At 52.2% G+C, this 17101-nt stretch carries 17 protein-coding genes; 12 read left to right on the top strand and 5 right to left on the bottom strand.

Going from position 1 to position 17101, the window contains the following annotated elements; all coding sequences use genetic code 11:
* Positions 1 to 101: 101 nt before the first annotated feature.
* From OEW58_10145 to OEW58_10155, 3 genes are all read left to right on the top strand, one after another.
* Entirely contained in the window at positions 102 to 923 is an 822-nt protein-coding gene (locus OEW58_10145) for a GIY-YIG nuclease family protein (protein MDH5301710.1), read from the top strand.
* Between the two features lie 129 nt (positions 924 to 1052).
* Positions 1053 to 1532 (top strand): hypothetical protein, encoded by a 480-nt coding sequence (locus tag OEW58_10150; GenBank protein MDH5301711.1) that lies wholly within the window; start codon positions 1053 to 1055, stop codon positions 1530 to 1532.
* 76 nt (positions 1533 to 1608) lie between these two features.
* A complete protein-coding gene (locus OEW58_10155) occupies positions 1609 to 1914 on the top strand; it encodes an antibiotic biosynthesis monooxygenase (protein MDH5301712.1) in 306 nt (101 codons plus the stop codon).
* 148 nt (positions 1915 to 2062) lie between these two features.
* Here OEW58_10155 and nadA read toward each other — a convergent pair whose 3' ends face one another.
* Both nadA and aspS read right to left on the bottom strand, forming a co-directional pair.
* A complete protein-coding gene (nadA, locus tag OEW58_10160) occupies positions 2063 to 3169 on the bottom strand; it encodes a quinolinate synthase NadA (protein MDH5301713.1) in 1107 nt (368 codons plus the stop codon).
* A gap of 151 nt (positions 3170 to 3320) precedes the next feature.
* Positions 3321 to 5102 carry an aspartate--tRNA ligase gene (gene aspS / locus OEW58_10165; protein ID MDH5301714.1) on the bottom strand — a complete coding sequence of 594 codons (1782 nt, stop codon included), beginning with the start codon at positions 5100 to 5102 and terminating at the stop codon, positions 3321 to 3323.
* 251 nt (positions 5103 to 5353) lie between these two features.
* On the opposite strand from aspS, the gene OEW58_10170 reads away from it, so the two are divergent.
* Positions 5354 to 7144 carry an ABC transporter ATP-binding protein/permease gene (locus tag OEW58_10170; protein MDH5301715.1) on the top strand — a complete coding sequence of 597 codons (1791 nt, stop codon included), beginning with the start codon at positions 5354 to 5356 and terminating at the stop codon, positions 7142 to 7144.
* A gap of 5 nt (positions 7145 to 7149) precedes the next feature.
* Here OEW58_10170 and OEW58_10175 read toward each other — a convergent pair whose 3' ends face one another.
* Both OEW58_10175 and OEW58_10180 read right to left on the bottom strand, forming a co-directional pair.
* Positions 7150 to 7638 (bottom strand): DUF1566 domain-containing protein, encoded by a 489-nt coding sequence (locus tag OEW58_10175; GenBank protein ID MDH5301716.1) that lies wholly within the window; start codon positions 7636 to 7638, stop codon positions 7150 to 7152.
* Between the two features lie 67 nt (positions 7639 to 7705).
* A complete protein-coding gene (locus OEW58_10180; protein MDH5301717.1) occupies positions 7706 to 8017 on the bottom strand; it encodes a c-type cytochrome in 312 nt (103 codons plus the stop codon).
* 427 nt (positions 8018 to 8444) lie between these two features.
* Between OEW58_10180 and ccoN the strand changes: the two genes are divergently transcribed.
* The 8 genes from ccoN (at position 8445) to ccoS (ending at position 16423) form a co-directional block, all read left to right on the top strand.
* The gene (gene ccoN / locus OEW58_10185) at positions 8445 to 9866 is read left to right on the top strand and encodes a cytochrome-c oxidase, cbb3-type subunit I (GenBank protein ID MDH5301718.1); all 1422 of its coding nucleotides are present in this window, start codon (positions 8445 to 8447) and stop codon (positions 9864 to 9866) included.
* Positions 9867 to 9887: 21 nt separating this feature from the next.
* Positions 9888 to 10601 carry a cytochrome-c oxidase, cbb3-type subunit II gene (gene ccoO / locus OEW58_10190; protein MDH5301719.1) on the top strand — a complete coding sequence of 238 codons (714 nt, stop codon included), beginning with the start codon at positions 9888 to 9890 and terminating at the stop codon, positions 10599 to 10601.
* 1 nt (position 10602) lies between these two features.
* The gene (locus tag OEW58_10195) at positions 10603 to 10803 is read left to right on the top strand and encodes a cbb3-type cytochrome c oxidase subunit 3 (protein ID MDH5301720.1); all 201 of its coding nucleotides are present in this window, start codon (positions 10603 to 10605) and stop codon (positions 10801 to 10803) included.
* Complete coding sequence (gene ccoP / locus OEW58_10200; GenBank protein MDH5301721.1) at positions 10800 to 11660, top strand: cytochrome-c oxidase, cbb3-type subunit III; 861 nt, start codon at positions 10800 to 10802, stop codon at positions 11658 to 11660. The genes OEW58_10195 and ccoP overlap by 4 nt, the downstream gene beginning before the upstream one ends.
* Before the next feature lie 75 nt (positions 11661 to 11735).
* Entirely contained in the window at positions 11736 to 13166 is a 1431-nt protein-coding gene (ccoG, locus tag OEW58_10205; GenBank protein MDH5301722.1) for a cytochrome c oxidase accessory protein CcoG, read from the top strand.
* A 21-nt stretch (positions 13167 to 13187) separates the two neighbouring features.
* A complete protein-coding gene (locus OEW58_10210) occupies positions 13188 to 13724 on the top strand; it encodes a FixH family protein (protein MDH5301723.1) in 537 nt (178 codons plus the stop codon).
* A complete protein-coding gene (locus tag OEW58_10215) occupies positions 13725 to 16214 on the top strand; it encodes a heavy metal translocating P-type ATPase (GenBank protein MDH5301724.1) in 2490 nt (829 codons plus the stop codon).
* On the top strand, positions 16205 to 16423 hold the full coding sequence (gene ccoS, locus OEW58_10220) for a cbb3-type cytochrome oxidase assembly protein CcoS (protein MDH5301725.1): 219 nt from the start codon (positions 16205 to 16207) through the stop codon (positions 16421 to 16423). The genes OEW58_10215 and ccoS overlap by 10 nt, the downstream gene beginning before the upstream one ends.
* On the opposite strand, the gene OEW58_10225 is transcribed toward ccoS, so the two are convergent.
* Positions 16420 to 17097 carry a hypothetical protein gene (locus OEW58_10225; protein ID MDH5301726.1) on the bottom strand — a complete coding sequence of 226 codons (678 nt, stop codon included), beginning with the start codon at positions 17095 to 17097 and terminating at the stop codon, positions 16420 to 16422. The two genes, ccoS and OEW58_10225, sit on opposite strands and share 4 nt — an antisense overlap.
* Positions 17098 to 17101: the final 4 nt, after the last annotated feature.

The following is a 17101-nucleotide window of genomic DNA, read 5'->3' on the forward strand; positions in this document are numbered from 1 at the left end:
TGAGAAGCGGTACGCTTGAGAATGGGTGTGTCCATTTTATCGGGGGAGGATCAGCCAAACTGCGGCCTGCTGATGCAGAGCGTTATGCGTAAAAGAAGGTTATGAGTATTAAATTATCTGAAATTTTAACTTTCGAAAATCCAAGTGAATATAAAGTTCATTTGGCCAATTGGAATGGTAGCAATCAGCCATTGGATATATTTGTCTCAGATAAAGAAAGATGGAAAGGTTGGAATTCTTGGCGGGGAGAAAACGATGACTTTAACCGTAGGTATATATTCAGCTTAATTGATTTCTATCACGAACCAAATGTCTGGCTATTTGGTGGTGTGTATGAAGTAACTAAAAGACTAAATGTAACTAGAGACAAAGGTTATGAAGTCGAGTTAACAGACCAATTCAGCCCTTTCATAGGTAGGCTGAAAATCAGATGGGCCAGGTCCGGTCGTGCCAAGTCAAGGCGTTTAGAAAATTACGTTGATGAATATGAGGTATCAGAAATACTAAAGGAAGAATATACCGGTGAGGCATTCTGTGGTTACGAACATATCAACCATGATTTCCATGTATTAGAAGCCATATTTTTATCTGCCAAGCCGGACTGGAAAGCGGCCCTAGAAAATGTAAAAGGCGTGTATCTAATTATGGATAAACACAACGGAAAAAAATATGTTGGTTCAGCCTATGGTGGCGCTGGAATATGGTCACGTTGGTCATGCTACATGGGTAACGGCCATGGGCATAATGATGAGCTTACTAAACTTATAAAAAAGCGAGGCATGGAGTATGCTCGTCAAAATTTTAGATTTTCGTTGCTAGAGTATCGCCCAATGAAAACAGATGACGCAGAAATATTAGCCCGTGAAAGCTATTGGAAAGAAGCTCTTCTTTCTAGAGGTGAATTCGGATACAACGCAAACTAAAGCGCATAACAAGGCAAATTCACGCGGACAAATTTCCGCAACATTCGTTTGTGCTATGAATAGCGCAAGCCTCACATTGCTACAACCGGTGATTTGCGGCGCTAGCCAACTCAACAACCCTATACGCATATGAAGATCATCAAACCAATTCGCGCCACACGAACGTTTACTCAACGGCTTGTTTCAGAGCCGGCCACAGTATTTCCTTTGCTCTGCCCTGTCCGTGAGGCCGACTGGATCGAAGGCTGGAACCCGCCATTAGTCATTTCGTCATCAGGTGTCGCGGAGACTGATTGTGTCTTTACCACATCGTCCGAACCCATCAATGCGGTGTGGTATATCACTCGCCACGAGCCTAGCACTGGTTTCGTCGAGATGCTCAAGATCACACCTGAGGTCACCGCATGCAGACTGACAATTCAGCTTCGCGCTGCCGGCAATGGAAGCGAGGCCGACATCACTTACTCACACACTAGCCTCGGGCCTGAGGGTGACAAGTTTGTCGCCTCTTTCACTGAAGACTTTTATCGTCAGTTCATGCAGGACTGGGAGTCACGGATCAATCACTATTTGCGACACGGCAAAGCACTGAGTGCAGCAGATGACTAACCCATCATGCCACCGGTTCCGCGTGAAGAACCGCGCAAGCCAGCAAGTTCAAACATTATGCGTGAGGTAGTGTTCCATGCTGGCAGTAATATTTAAGGCTGAGATAAATGAACTCGATGAGGAGTATTTTGCTACGGCCAAGCGGATGCGAGAACTGGCTGAAGGCAAATATGGCTGCATTGGGTTCACCAGTGCAACTGAAGGTGCGCTGGAAATATCCGTTTCTTATTGGAAAAATGAACATGATATTGAAAAATGGCGAAAAGACCCCGAGCATCTTTCGGCCCAGACCACGGGACGAGAAAAATCGTATAAATCATATAGTGTCGAAATCACAGAAATATTGCGCAGTACCGCAAAGCAAGCTGCAAGTAAGGCATAACGCTAACGTCACACCAACCACAATCAGACACAACCAACATGACATTTAACGTTTTCAAAGTTTAACCATGAACTGCATCCTTCCCAGCTCATAAAAAAACCGGCCCACAGGCCGGTTTAGTTTTTCATCCGCAACACTTCGCCATTTATTACGGCGAAATCGCCAGCATGGTGTCCAGAGCTTTTTTCGCCAGGGCGGCTTCTTCGGGGGCGACTTTGATTTGGTTGACCACTTTGCCTTCCAGCAGATTTTCCAGCGTCCACGCCAGGTGTTGTGGATCGATGCGGAACATGGTGGAACACATGCAGACGGTGGGTGCCATGAAGTGAACTTTTTTGTCTTGCGCCTTGCCTTGTTCGGCCAGACGATTGACCAGATTCAATTCGGTGCCCACCAGCCAGCGTGAGCCCGGCTCGCTGTCTTTGATGACGTTGATGATGTATTCGGTGGAGCCAACGAAATCGGATTTCTGGCAAACCTCGAACGCATTTTCCGGATGGGAAATCACTTTACCTTCGGGATATTTGGCGCGGAAGTTATCGATGTGTTCGGGGCGGAACATCTGGTGCACCGAACAAAAACCTTTCCACAAAATCATTTTGGCATTGCGTACCTGCTCAACCGTCAGGCCGCCATTGGGCAGATTGAAATCCCACACCACCATTTGTTCCAGCGGAATGCCCATCTTGAACGCTGTGTTGCGGCCCAGATGTTGATCGGGGAAAAACAGAATTTTTTCGCGACGGCTAAACGACCATTCCAGCACGTGACGCGCATTGGTGGAGGTACACACCACGCCTTCGTGACGACCGCAGAAAGCTTTTAAATCGGCAGCGGAATTGATGTAGGTCACCGGGGTGATGCTGGATTCGGCCTGGCCGTCGAGCATGACGTTCAGCTCTGCCCAGGCGCGTTCAACATTGGCCAGATTGGCCATGTCGGCCATGGAGCAGCCCGCCGCCAGATCCGGCAGTATGGCAACCTGATTCGGACCGGAAAGAATGTCGGCCACTTCGGCCATGAAATGCACGCCGCAGAACACGATAAATTCAGCGTCTGATTGCGCCGCCATGCGCGACAGTTTGAGCGAGTCGCCGGTGTAGTCCGCGTATTGAAAGACTTCCTGGCGCTGATAATGATGCCCCAGAATCACCAGACGTTTGCCCAGCTTTTCTTTCGCCGCCCGAATCCGTGCGTGACACTCGTCATCCTTCATGGCAAAAAATGGTTGAATGGCAACTGCTTCTGCGCCCATAACTTAACTCCCGTACATCGCCCAAAACCTATTTCGGGCTACTACTTGTCTATTTCAAGGTGTCCAAGACACTACCGGAGGACCGCAACCGCTGTCCAATAAAAAAGCCGGCTATCACCGGCTTTTTCAGGATTGGCCAGTGCAGCCCGGTTTAGCTTTCCACTTTGGGTGGTGTTGCCAACCGAATACCCACGTCACGCAACTGCTCGAACGACACCGCTGAAGGTGCCTGGGTCAGCAAACATGCCGCCGTCTGGGTTTTGGGGAAGGCCATCACTTCGCGGATGGAATTCGCCCCGGCCATCAACATCACCAGACGATCCACGCCAAACGCCAAACCACCGTGCGGCGGGCAGCCGTACTTCAGCGCGTCCAGCAGGAAGCCAAACTTATCCCGTGCTTCTTCGTCACTGATGCCCAGCGCCTTGAATACCGTTTCTTGAACGTGTTCACGGTATATGCGCATGGAGCCGCCACCAATCTCGGTGCCGTTGAGCACCATGTCGTAGGCGCGTGAAGTGCAATTGCCGGGATCGGTCGCCAATTTGTCCAGATCAGCCTCTTTTGGCGAGGTAAACGGATGGTGCAGCGACTGCCAGCGGTTGTTCTTTTCGTCCCACTCGAACATGGGGAAATCAACCACCCACAGTGGACGCCATTGTTTTTCCACCATACCACGATCATGACCCAGTTTGACGCGCAGCGCGCCCAGGGCTTCGTTGACGATGGTGGCCTTGTCGGCACCGAAGAAAATCAAATCGCCATTTTCCGCACCGGTGCGCTCCAGAATGGCGCGAACCACGTCGTCAGGCAGGAACTTGAGAATCGGCGACTGCAAACCTTCTGCACCAGCAGCGATGTCGTTGACCTTGATGTAGGCCAGCCCCTTGGCGCCGTAGATACCGACAAACTTGGTGTAGTCGTCGATTTCCTTGCGTGACAGCTCGCCGCCATTGGGCAGACGCAGCGCCGCCACACGACCTTTGGGATCGTTGGCCGGGCCGGAGAATACTTTGAACTCAACCTTGGACATCACGTCTTTCAGGTCGACCAGTTCCAGCGGAATACGCAGGTCCGGCTTGTCGGACGCGTAACGGCTCATGGCCTCGGCATAGGTCATGCGCGGGAACGGATTGGGCAGGTCAATATTGAGCACGTGTTTGAACACGTCGCGCATCATGCCTTCCATCATGGTCATGATCTGTTCTTCGCTGAGGAACGAGGTCTCGATGTCCAACTGGGTAAATTCAGGCTGACGATCGGCGCGCAGGTCTTCGTCGCGGAAGCAGCGCACGATCTGGTAGTAGCGATCAACGCCGGCCATCATCAGCAACTGTTTGAAAATCTGTGGTGACTGCGGCAGGGCGAAGAACGAACCCTGATGGGTACGGCTGGGCACCAGATAGTCACGCGCACCTTCGGGGGTGGCCTTGGTCAGCATGGGCGTTTCCACGTCCATGAAGCCGTTGTTGTCCAGATAGTTGCGCACGTAGCGCGTCACTTCGGAACGCATTTTCAGGCGGTTGAACATCGCAGGACGGCGCAGGTCGATGTAACGGTAGCGCAGGCGGTTTTCTTCGGAGACTTCGTCGTCATCGATCTGGAACGGCGGTGTCGCGGCGCGGTTGAGGATTTCCAGCGCGCTGCCCATGATTTCAATTTTGCCGGTACGCAGATTGTCGTTGGTCGTGCCTTGTGGACGAGGGCGGACAGTGCCCTTGATGCGCAAGACGTACTCGCTGCGCACGGTTTCTGCTTCGGCGAACACCTGCGGCACATTTGGGTCAACAACCACTTGAACCAGGCCTTCACGGTCGCGCATGTCCAGAAAAATCACCCCGCCGTGATCGCGGCGACGGTGTACCCAACCAGCAATTTCCACTTCCTGACCGGTCAGGGCTTCAGTAATTTGGCCACAGTAATGGCTACGCATGTAAATTAACCTCTTTCCTCTTCACCCCGGCGGCGGGCCCTGTTGCGAACCTCCACCCCGTATGTTGCCAAATTGCGCACAAATCGCGCATTTCACTGTTTGATAAAGTCTGCGCGGCCGCCACCGATATCCTCTGCAGCCAACGCATTTCCGTTATAATATCAACAAAATAGAGCGTCATGCGGGCGGCGACCAAAACAAGCCGCGCATTATACAATAAAGTCCACTGGAATACGCTAGGAACCCCCAAAATGCACGGTCATGGCACCCCACGTTCTGCCACCCAACGTCCAGGCGACCTGGGCACCATCAAGAGTCTGCTGCCCTACCTGTGGGAATTCAAAACCCGCGTGCTGCTGGCGCTGCTGTGTCTGGCCGTGGCCAAGGTGGCTACCGTTTGGGTTCCGCTGATCCTCAAGGACATTGTCGATTCTCTGGACAGCACCCAGCAAACGCTGATCGTTTTGCCGGTGTCGCTGCTGCTGGCCTATGGTCTGCTGCGATTTGCCAGCGCCCTGTTTGGCGAATTGCGTGATGTGATTTTTTCCAAAGTAACTCAACGCGCCATTCGCCGGGTCGCGCTTAAGGTTTTCCGTCATCTGCATTCGCTATCGCTGCGGTTTCATCTGGAACGCCAAACCGGCGGCGTCTCACGCGACATCGAACGCGGCACACGTGGCATCAGTTTTCTGCTCAGTTTCATGCTGTTCAACATTCTGCCGACGCTGGCAGAAATTCTGATGGTCACCGGCATTCTGCTGGTCAAATACGATCCGATTTTCGCCATCATCACGCTGGGCACCATCGCCAGCTACATCGCGTTCACGCTGTGGATTACCGAATGGCGCATGCGTTATCGCCGACAGATGAACGACGCCGATTCCAAAGCCAACACCCGCGCCATCGACAGCTTGCTCAATTACGAAACGGTCAAATATTTTAACAACGAAGAATTTGAAGCGCGCCGTTACGACGGCAACATGGCCACCTGGGAAGGCGCGGCACTGCAAAGCCAAACTTCATTGTCGATACTCAACGCCGGCCAGGGCACCATCATCGCCATCGGCATGACGGCACTGATGTTTCTCGCCGCACAAGGTGTGGTTGATGGCACGATGACCATGGGCGATCTGGTGCTGGTCAACGCGTTCTTGCTGCAACTGTACATGCCGCTGGGGTTCCTCGGTTTTGTTTACCGCGAAATCAAAAATTCACTGGCGGACATGGAGCAAATGTTTTCCCTGCTGGATAAAAACCAGGAAATCCAGGACAGCCCCCATGCCAAACCGATCGCGCTCAGCGGTGGCAAAGTGGAATTCAGCAACGTGGATTTTTCCTACCAAACCGAACGAAGCATTTTGCACAACGTCAGTTTCAGCGTACTGCCCGGACAAAAAATTGCAGTGGTCGGCCCCAGTGGTTCTGGCAAGTCCACTCTGGCGCGTTTGCTGTTCCGTTTTTATGAAGCCAATCAGGGCAGCATCAAAATTGACGACCAGGACATTCGTGATGTGACCCAGGCCAGCCTGCGCGCAGCCATCGGCATCGTGCCGCAGGACACGGTGTTGTTCAACGACACCATTTACTACAACATCGCCTACGCACGCCCCGATGCCAGCCGCGAAGAAATCGAACATGCCGCGCAAATGGCGCACATTGATGCCTTCATCAAAAAACTGCCTGACGGCTACGACACCATTGTTGGCGAACGCGGTTTGAAATTATCTGGCGGTGAAAAACAGCGCGTTGCCATTGCCCGTGCGATTTTGAAGCAACCAAAAATTCTGATTTTTGATGAGGCCACGTCGGCGCTGGACAGCCATTCGGAAAAACTCATCCTGGCTGCGCTCAAGGAAATCGCCCAGCGCCACACCACGCTGGTAATCGCCCATCGCTTGTCCACCATTACCGATGCGGATCAAATCATGGTCATGCAGGATGGGCGAATTGTAGAAGCCGGCTCGCACCGCGATTTGCTGAACAAAGATGGCGAATACAAACGCATGTGGGAACTGCAAGCACAACAACAGGAATGCGACTGAGCGGCCTAGCGCACCAGTCGCACGAACCAGTCGCGCTCTTTATTGGCCAGATACGACTGGCCATGTAGAAAATACACCAGCATCATCCCGCCGTTATAGCCAGGATAGCCGGTCGAAGTCCAATAACCGGCCGACACCGTGCGCGAAAAATACTGACTATTCACGGTCGGATCATAGCAACGCTTGTCGATCAACGATTCCAATTCAACCTGTGTTGGCAAACGCCAACCCGTCGCATTGGCAAACCCTCGCGACGAATTTATTACTCCAACTTCGTCCTGCACACGCGACCAGTCATAACGCAATGCGCGTCCAGTGCATTCGCCCTGCTGCCACTGCATCCCCAAGGAACACTGCATCCATTGCAGCTTGGTCTTTTTGTCTAAAATCGTACCATCGTTGCGAACATCAAAGCGGTCATCTGCCACACCGCACTGATCATCCGCCTGCACCAGCCCGGACAGCAAACACAATATCCACACCCATCGTTTCATTGAGTTATTCCGACTGACATCCACCAAAAAACTGCAGCGCCTACATCTAGACGCTGCAGTACAACCATTATTTCGCTGCACTCACCATATGGGCAACTGCGGCTTTTACTTCGTCATCACTGAGTTTTTTGTTTCCACCCTTGGCAGGCATGGCGCCAATACCATTGATCGCACTCTGCTCCAGCACGGCAACGCCCTTGGCCAATCGCGCTTGCCACGCGGCCTTATCACCAAACTTTGGCGCGCCCGCAATGCCAGCACCATGGCACATATTACAACTCTTCTCGTAGACACCCTTGCCATCCGTAGCAAACGCCATCGACACTGGACCAACCATCAATACTGCAAAAACCAATACACTCACCTTTGGATTAAACATAAGATTTCCTCTTAAAGTAAAAGATGTTTTCCTCACAACGTCGTCAACTGCAGACAGCACTGCTCCACAAGCACCGTTTTAGGTATAGAAAACAAACCCGACTTTGTGCAAGCGTATCAGTAGCAAATTATTTCGGACAACCCGGCGCATTAGCACAATTTTTTTTAAACCCTACTTTTTCAACCCATTTAACCAACAACATCTGCACTACCACGAAATAGTACTGGCTAAACTCAATATATGGGCCTGCAACGCCTCCATCGGAGCCATTCATTAACAATAACAATTTTTTCCATACTAAACTTCAACGTAGGCAGGCCGTAACAGGACGATAAAACAAAAACCATTGAAGATGATCATTACATCATTTGACGGAGTAAGTTTTTGTCGAATTAACCAACTTTCCTATTACAGGGGGTAATTGACAGTGAGCGAAGTCAGCGAAAAATACAACTTTGACGTGGTTAAATGGTTTACCGTCGCCGCGACAATTTACTTGGTGGTAGGCACACTGCTTGGCGTTCACATCGCCTCTCAACTTGCCTGGCCTGTCCTGAATTTTGACATCGCCGAATTGACCTTTGGTCGACTTCGCCCACTGCATACCAATGCGGTTATTTTTGCATTCGGCGGCTGCGCATTGATGGCAACGGCGTTTTACAGTGTGCAGCGCACTTGCGGTGTCAAGCTGTGGAGCGACAAACTCGCCTGGTTCACCTTTTGGGGCTGGAACATCATCATCGTCGCAGCCGTCATCACCCTGCCACTGGGCTTAACCTCAGGCAAGGAATACGCAGAACTGGAATGGCCGATTGATATTTTGATCGCCGTCGTCTGGCTGTCATTCACCATCAACTTCGTGATGACCATCGCCAACCGAAAATCCGAACACATCTATGTCTCCAACTGGTTCTTCCTCGGCATGATGGTGATGATCACTTATCTGCACGTGGTCAACAGCCTGGCGATTCCGGTCAGTTTGTTCAAATCCTACTCGGTGTTTTCCGGCGTACAGGATGCGATGATTCAGTGGTGGTGGGGCCATAACGCGGTGGGATTTTATTTGACCGCCGGCTTCCTGGGCATCATGTACTACTTCGTTCCCAAGCAGGCGGATCGGCCGATTTATTCTTACCGCTTGTCGGTTTTGCACTTCTGGTCGCTGATGTTCGGTTACGTGTGGCTGGGCGCGCATCACTTGCAATACACCGCACTGCCTGACTGGACAGGATCACTGGGCGCAGCTATTTCGCTGGCGATGATCATCCCGTCCTGGGGTGGCGCAATCAACGGCATGATGACGCTCAGTGGTGCATGGGACAAACTGCGCACTGACTACGTGTTGCGTTTCATGATTGTGTCGCTGGCGTTTTACGCCATGTCGACCTTTGAAGGTCCGGTGATGTCGGTCAAAACCGTGAACGCCTTGTCACACTACACCGACTGGACCATAGGCCACGTTCACTCCGGTGCATTGGGCTGGGTCGCCATGGTCGCCGCAGGTGCGCTGTATCACCTGGTGATGAAGTTGTGGAACACCGAAATGTACTCGGCCAAGCTGGTCAATACCCATTTCTGGATGGCTACCATCGGCACCGTTATCTACATCACCGCCATGTGGGTATCAGGCATTATGCAAGGCTTGATGTGGCGTGATTACGATAGCTTCGGCACGCTCACTTATACCTTTGCTGAATCCGTTGCGGCCATGCATCCGTATTACGCCATGCGCGCTATTGGCGGCATGATTTATTGGTTGGGTGGCGCCATCATGCTCTACAACGTCGTCATGACCATTCGCATGGCCGTGGCAAATCGCCAGACCAGCCCTGCGGCTGCACGCGCTTAGTCGGATGAGGAGTTAACTACAATGGCTAACAAAATTCATTCAACAAAATTACAAGACAAACTTGAACGCAGCGTCGTCGGCTTAGTGGCCATGCTGATGGTACTGCTCTCCGTCGGTGGCTTGGTCGAGATCGTTCCGCTGTTTTATCTGGATGACACCATGGAGCACAACAATCATCCGGAAGTGGTTTGGAAACGTGGCGAGAATCAATCTCTGCAAGACTGGAAAGCGGGTGACGGTGTTCGTCCCTACACAGGATTGGAACTCGCCGGCCGTGAAATCTACATCCGTGAAGGTTGCTATTTGTGCCACTCACAAATGATTCGCCCATTCCGTGATGAGAAAGAGCGTTATGGTCATTACTCGCTTGCGTCTGAATCCATGTACGACCACCCCTTCCAGTGGGGCTCCAAGCGTACTGGACCAGATCTGGCACGCGTGGGCGGCAAATATTCAGATGAATGGCATCGCAAGCATTTGATTGCTCCACGTGCATTAGTACCCGAATCAGTCATGCCTAATTATCCATGGCTGGAAACCAACATGGTCGATGGTCAACGCGTTGCTGACACCATGAGCGCAATGAAGAAACTCGGCGTACCTTACAACGACAGTGACATTGCACAAGCTGCCGGCACCGTCAGCGGCAAGAGCGAAATGGACGCCATGATCGCTTATCTGCAGGTGCTGGGAACCATGGTTAAATTCCAGGAAGGGAGAGATTATCGTGAATGAGATGTTGCGTGAATATTTTCACACCGACTGGGCGGCGATGACCTTTCATGACTGGCTGGGGCTGGCCATGACCATTATCGTTTTTTTCATGATGATTGCGCTGTATTGGTATGTTTTCTCACCAGCAAATAAAGAACGTCTGGAAGCGCGGCGCCATCTGCCAACCGAGGATGATTTTCATAATTCGGGGAATCAACAATGAGCGATCACAAAGACAATCCGTTTAAAAACGAAAACAACACTGGCCATATCTGGGACAGTAATTTGCGCGAATTGGTGAACCCACCACCGCGCTGGTGGATGATTGGCCTGCATGCCTCGTGGATTTTCGTGCTGGTGTATTCGCTGCTCTATCCGACTTGGCCATTGATCAGCAGCCATACGACGGGGCTGCTGGGCTGGACTTCGATTAAGGAGTACAAGCAAGACCTGCAGGAAATTGAGCAGATTCGTGCACCATTCGAGCAAAAAATTGCGACCATGTCGACTGAGGAAATCCTTGCTGATAGCGAGCTGTCCAACTATACAGTGCGTGCCGCAAAAGTACTGTTCGGCGATAACTGCTCTGGCTGTCACGGCACCAACGGTGCGGGCAATCTAGGCTTTCCTGTGCTCGCCGATGATGACTGGTTGTATGGCGGAACCGTCGCCGACATTCAAGCCAGCATCACCGATGGTCGCGCCAGTTCAATGCCGGAGTTTGGCAGCAAGTTGAACGCGCAACAAATTCAGGACGTTTCAAATTATGTTCTGGGTTTAAGCCAAGGAAAAACTCACGAAGCCGGTCAAGCCATTTTTACTGAGCAAGGCTGCTTTGCCTGTCATGGCATGGATGCCAAAGGCATCACCGCTATGGGATCGGCTAATTTGGCCGATGGCATTTGGCGCTTTTCACCAGGCACGCTGGAAAGTGTGGCGTACACCATCACTCATGGCGTAAATGACAGCAGCGACAAGCAAACACGCGGTGCGACCATGCCGTCGTTTGCCGGTCGTCTCAGCGAGACTGACATCAAAAAGCTGTCAGTGTTCGTGCATAAACTTGGTGGTGGAAAATAACGCTGGCAGCACTTAAATGCCAGAGGTGGACGAGAGCGTTTAACGCTCTCGTCCATACTCAACAAGCAGAACGGCATGACTAATAAAACCAACTCCGATCAACCGGATTCCATTGATCACCTCTACGCCGAATCGGGCCACTGGCACGTCAACACCGGCGGCGAAACCATTCACGCCAAGCGCATGCCGGGAAAATACCGGCGCATCAAATGGATCACCTCCAGCGTTTGGCTGGTATTTTTTCTTGGTCCCTATTTGCGTTGGAATGGCCAACAAGCCGTATTGCTAGACATTCCTGGGCGAAAATTTCACATCTTCGACATCACCATTTTGCCGCAAGACGTTTGGTTACTTGCACTGGTGCTGCTTTTTTTCGCCATTCTTCTGGCCGCAGTCACTTCGGTTGCTGGCCGGGTGTTTTGTGGTTATTTTTGCTTTCAAACCATTTGGACCGACATTTTTACCCTGATCGAAACCAAACTGGAAGGATCACCTGCCCAGCGCCAGCGTTTGGATAAGGCTACCTGGGATGCGCACAAAGTCCGCGTCAAATTGATCAAACATACGCTGTGGATTCTGATTGGACTGATTACAGGCATTAGCTTTTGCGCCTGGTTTACCGATGCATATCAGCTTTGGCCCAATCTGTTCGCCCTCAATGTCCACATCAGCGTCTGGATATCGCTGTCCACGTTCACTTTCGCCACATACTTATTCGCTGGGTTTATGCGCGAACAAGTGTGTTTCTGGCTATGCCCTTACGCTCGCATCCAGGGCGTGATGTACGATGCCGAAACCATTTTGCCCACTTACGACTTTCGTCGCGGCGAACCTCGCGGAAAGCTCAAGCGCACAACTGAAAACAGCGCCAAAGGCGATTGCATCGACTGTAATCTTTGCGTCGGCGTTTGTCCCACCGGAATCGACATTCGCAATGGCCAGCAAGAAGGCTGTATTACTTGCGCGCTATGCCTGGATGCCTGCGATTCGGTCATGGATAAAATCCAACGCCCTCGCGGTTTGATTCGCTACGCATCACTGGATGAAATCAATGGCAAGGCGGCCATCCCACTGATCAAACGCCCGCGCGTCCTGATATATTTCAGTATCATGTTGCTTTCCATCGCCGGCATCATTTACGGCTTGACACATTTGGGATCGCTGGAATTAAAAGTTCTGCATGAGCGCCAGCCGCTGTATGTTGTCCGTAGCGATGGCAGCATTCAGAACAAATACGAATTGAAGATTCTCAACAAAACTGATCAGCCGATGCGTATTTCACTGGCGGTACGGGGACCAGAACAGCTTCAGCTGGTTGACGCTGATCAGCCGCTAACTGTGCAACCCTATTCATTACTGGCCAATGTGGTTTTCCTGCGCATAGCTGCTAACACGGCAACAGCAGAATCCACCGCAGTGACGTTTATCGCCACGGGTGTTGACGACCCAAGCATCCATGATGAATACCAAAGCATGTTTATCGCGCCCATGACCAGGGGACAATAATTCTAACCAAGGAGTCTCACCGTGTTTTCACTGAAAAACAAATTATCTGAGCTCAACATTTCACAAGACAGCCCGCATGGAAAGAACAATCCGTGGGTGATTGGCTGGGCCATTGGTCTGGGCAGCGTTGTGCTGATTAACATCGTAATGATCGTTCTGGCCTTTGTTAGCAGCCCTGGCTTGGTGGATGAAGATTATTACGAAACCGGTCGTAAGTACGAAGAGAATGCCATCAAGATGATGACTGCTCGCGACGCATTGCGCTGGCACGTTCAACTCAATCTCCCCGAAACAATGCGCATTAATGCGCCATCGGATATTCATCTGTCACTGGTGGATGTACGCGGCGTACCATTGCATCAGGCCAGCGTCAAACTCACTGCGTTCCGCCCGTCCGATGCTGATGCCGATTTTTCCGTCACTATGGATGAAGTCACTCCCGGTTTATTTGCCGCCACGGTCAACTTCCCGCTGAAAGGCGTGTGGGACTTGCGGCTGCACATACAGCGAGACAGCGATAACTACGACTACGAACAGCGGATTACCGTAGCACCGTAAATGAACGGTCCGGCAATGCCGATCTCGCCCGTACAGACACGCTGCTTTCATTGCGGCCAGTCACTCAGCGCCAAGGACAACTGGGAGCGCGTTATCGCCGGAGAATCACGGCGCTTTTGCTGTCCCTCGTGCGCAACGGTGTGCAGCGCGGTGTTCGATGCGGGTCTCGAAGGTTTTTATGAGCGCATGCCGCAAGATGCGACTCTTACCCCACCAACCACGTCCACTGAAAACCTGGCGCTGTATGATCTGGATGATGTTCAGGCAGAGTTTGTCGACAGTCTTGGTCGCAATCGCCACATTCATTTGCTGGTGGAAGGCATTCATTGTGCCGCCTGTGTATGGCTGATTGAGCGCACCCTGGCCAGCGTACCGGGCATTATCCAGGCCCGAGTGAATTTGTCTGCACGTCGCGTATTGGTTGAATGGGATAACGACGCCATTCACCTCTCGAAAATCATGGCCAAGCTGGCAAGCATTGGCTACACCGCTGCTCCGTACCAACCGGAAATGGCCGAAGCCTCCAGCAAAAAACAGCATCGTGCACTGCTATTACGCATGGCATTTGCCGGTTTTGCGATGATGAATTTGATGTGGGTGTCTATCGCCCTTTACAGCGGCGCCGATCAGGGTGAATTCCGTTCTCTGTTTCACTGGGTAGGGCTGGCACTCGCAACGCTCACGCTATTTTATTCCGGCTATCCGTTTCTCAAGGGAGCAGTGCTGGGGCTGCGCCATTTGCACCTCAGCATGGACTTACCGATAGCCATCGGTGCCAGCGCCACCTACGCTTATTCGGTGTACATTACGGTCAGCCAGAGTACGGCTGGCGAAGTCTATTTTGATACTGTGGTTAATTTTTTATTTGTGATTCTGGTGGGACGCTATCTGGAAGCAACCGCCAAACGTCACGCGGTGATTTCCAGCCAACGCCTGCTTGATTTGCAGCCGCGCGGTGCAATTGTGCTGCGTGATAGTCAGGAAGTCACATTACCGATACGTGCAGTAAAAGTTGGCGATACCGTCGTCGTTAAAGCCGGCGACAAAATTCCTGTCGATGGCGAAATTATCGAAGGTCAAAGCGCGATTGACGAAGCCATGCTCAGTGGTGAATCACTGCCGATTCACAAGGGTGTGGGTGACAATGTTTCCGCAGGCACCATCAATCTGCACAGCACGCTTTTGTTGCGAGTGAATGCGACACTCAAGGACACCGCACTGGGACGCATTATTCGCCTGGTCGAAGATGCACAGCAATCCAAGGCAGCCATCCAATGCCTCACCGATCGCATTGTGCCATGGTTTATCCTGGCCACGTTGAGTCTGGCCAGCATCACTTTTTTCCTTTGGCTGCACACGGGATTGGAACACGCACTGATCACCGCCACCGCTGTGCTGATCATCACCTGTCCCTGCGCACTGGGGCTGGCGACGCCAATGTCCATGGCCGTTGCCTCAGACGTTGGTGCGCGCCTGGGCGTGTTGATCAAAAGCAGCGACGTGCTCGAATCCCTGTCCAACATTCAGCACATTATTTTTGATAAAACCGGCACGCTTACCGAAGGCCAGATGAGCGTTCACGATGTGTGGGTGGATGGCATCAGCCGCGAAGATGCGCTGGCCATGGCCGCCGCACTGGAAAGCCGTTCCGAACACAGTATCGCCAAAGCCTTCGCTCGCAGCAGCGCCAACAATCTGTCTGTCTGGCAGCTCGATAGCAACAGTTTTTGCAATCACCCTGGCCAAGGCGTGTCCGGCTTGATCAACGGTCAACCGATGGTGCTGGGCAATTTGCAGTGGTTAAAAACACGCTCGGCAATACTGCCTGAACATGCCCGCGCCACCGTGGATCAGTGGGAGTCGCAAGGCATTAGCTGCGTGTATCTGGCGATGGAGCAACGCATCGTCGCTGTATTTGGCTTGGCTGATCAATTGCGCGCCGATGCGCGACCATTGGTGGACACCTTGCGTCAACACGGCATTCGCATGACGCTGCTCACCGGCGATCGTCTGCCGGTTGCCCAGGCGATTGCGCAGCAACTGGGCGGCATGGAGGTGATTGCTGAAGTCCTTCCCGAGGCCAAAGAACAGGTCATTCGCCAATGCCAGCAGCGGGGCGAACGTGTTGCCATGGTCGGTGACGGCATCAACGATGCGCCGGCGCTGATGCGCGCCGATGTTGGCATTGCCATTGGCTCAGGCACCGATGTGTCGATCGACAGCGCGCAAATCGTGCTAATGCGCAACGAACTGCACGGCGTCTGGCTGGCAAAACAACTGGCCGACCGCACACTCAAAACCATTCGGCAGAATCTGCGCATTTCTCTGACCTACAATAGTATTATGGTGCCGCTGGCCATGATGGCCATGGTCACGCCGCTGCTGGCGGCGATTGTCATGCCCATCAGTTCGCTGGCGGTAATCACTAATTCAGCGCGCATTCGCCGTTATTTCGCGGCAGCGCAACAAGGGGGAAAAACATGGAAGTAATTTACGGACTCATTCCTGGCATGTTGTTTCTGGGATTGTTCATGGTGGTGCTGTTCTTCTGGGCAGTACGCAAGGGCCAGTACGACGATATGGACGGCGACGCCAATCGCATTTTGATGGACGAAGATGATCCGCTGTTGCCGTTTCCCGATAAAACTAAAAAAACCACAACCAGCGAAGACAAACGCCGCTGGCCAGACGCGGATTAGTCCACCACGTCGGCACCGTGCTGCATTAATTTTAGCGAGAACTCGGCGAACCTGCTGGGCGGCAAGTACTGCAGCACTTCTTTTTCATCGTCACTGATCACCACATCCAAACCTTTCGCCGGGTAAAGCCAGTGCACAGCATCAGAGTCGTTTTCCTGAATACGCTGCGCTGGTTCACCAAAACGGTTGAGTACCTGTTCGGCACTTAAATCAATTTTTGGCAGGTAGGTAATACTGGCAATGCGTGCACTGCGCACCAGTTGCAAATCAGCCTCGGTCAAACTGACTTTGCGCGAACCACTGCCCAAGGTGCTAATACGTTCGCCACGGGCAAACATCTGCTGCATTGCGGCTTGATCCAGATCGGCGACCAATACCACCACGGCGCCCAAGCCTTGCAATTGCACGTCGTCAAAAAAAGCTTCGACCACATAATCGCCATGTTCGGGCACAAACAAACTCACTTCTGCCGATGACTCAAAATTATTGAGTCCCTGCTCCATGGTGCTTTGTCCCAAGCGCAAGCCAAACACTTCGGTGGTACCATCCACCTGACGAACATTCCATGGGTAAAACCCTTCTCCCTTATCACCATCCGACATTTTCGCCGACCAATACACTCCGGCCACGATAGTCACCACCAAGAACACCAATGCCGTCAGCGCTTTTGTCACACCC

It is taken from the genome of Gammaproteobacteria bacterium (assembly GCA_029884425.1).
Taxonomy (GTDB): Bacteria; Pseudomonadota; Gammaproteobacteria; order S012-40; family S012-40; genus JAOUHV01.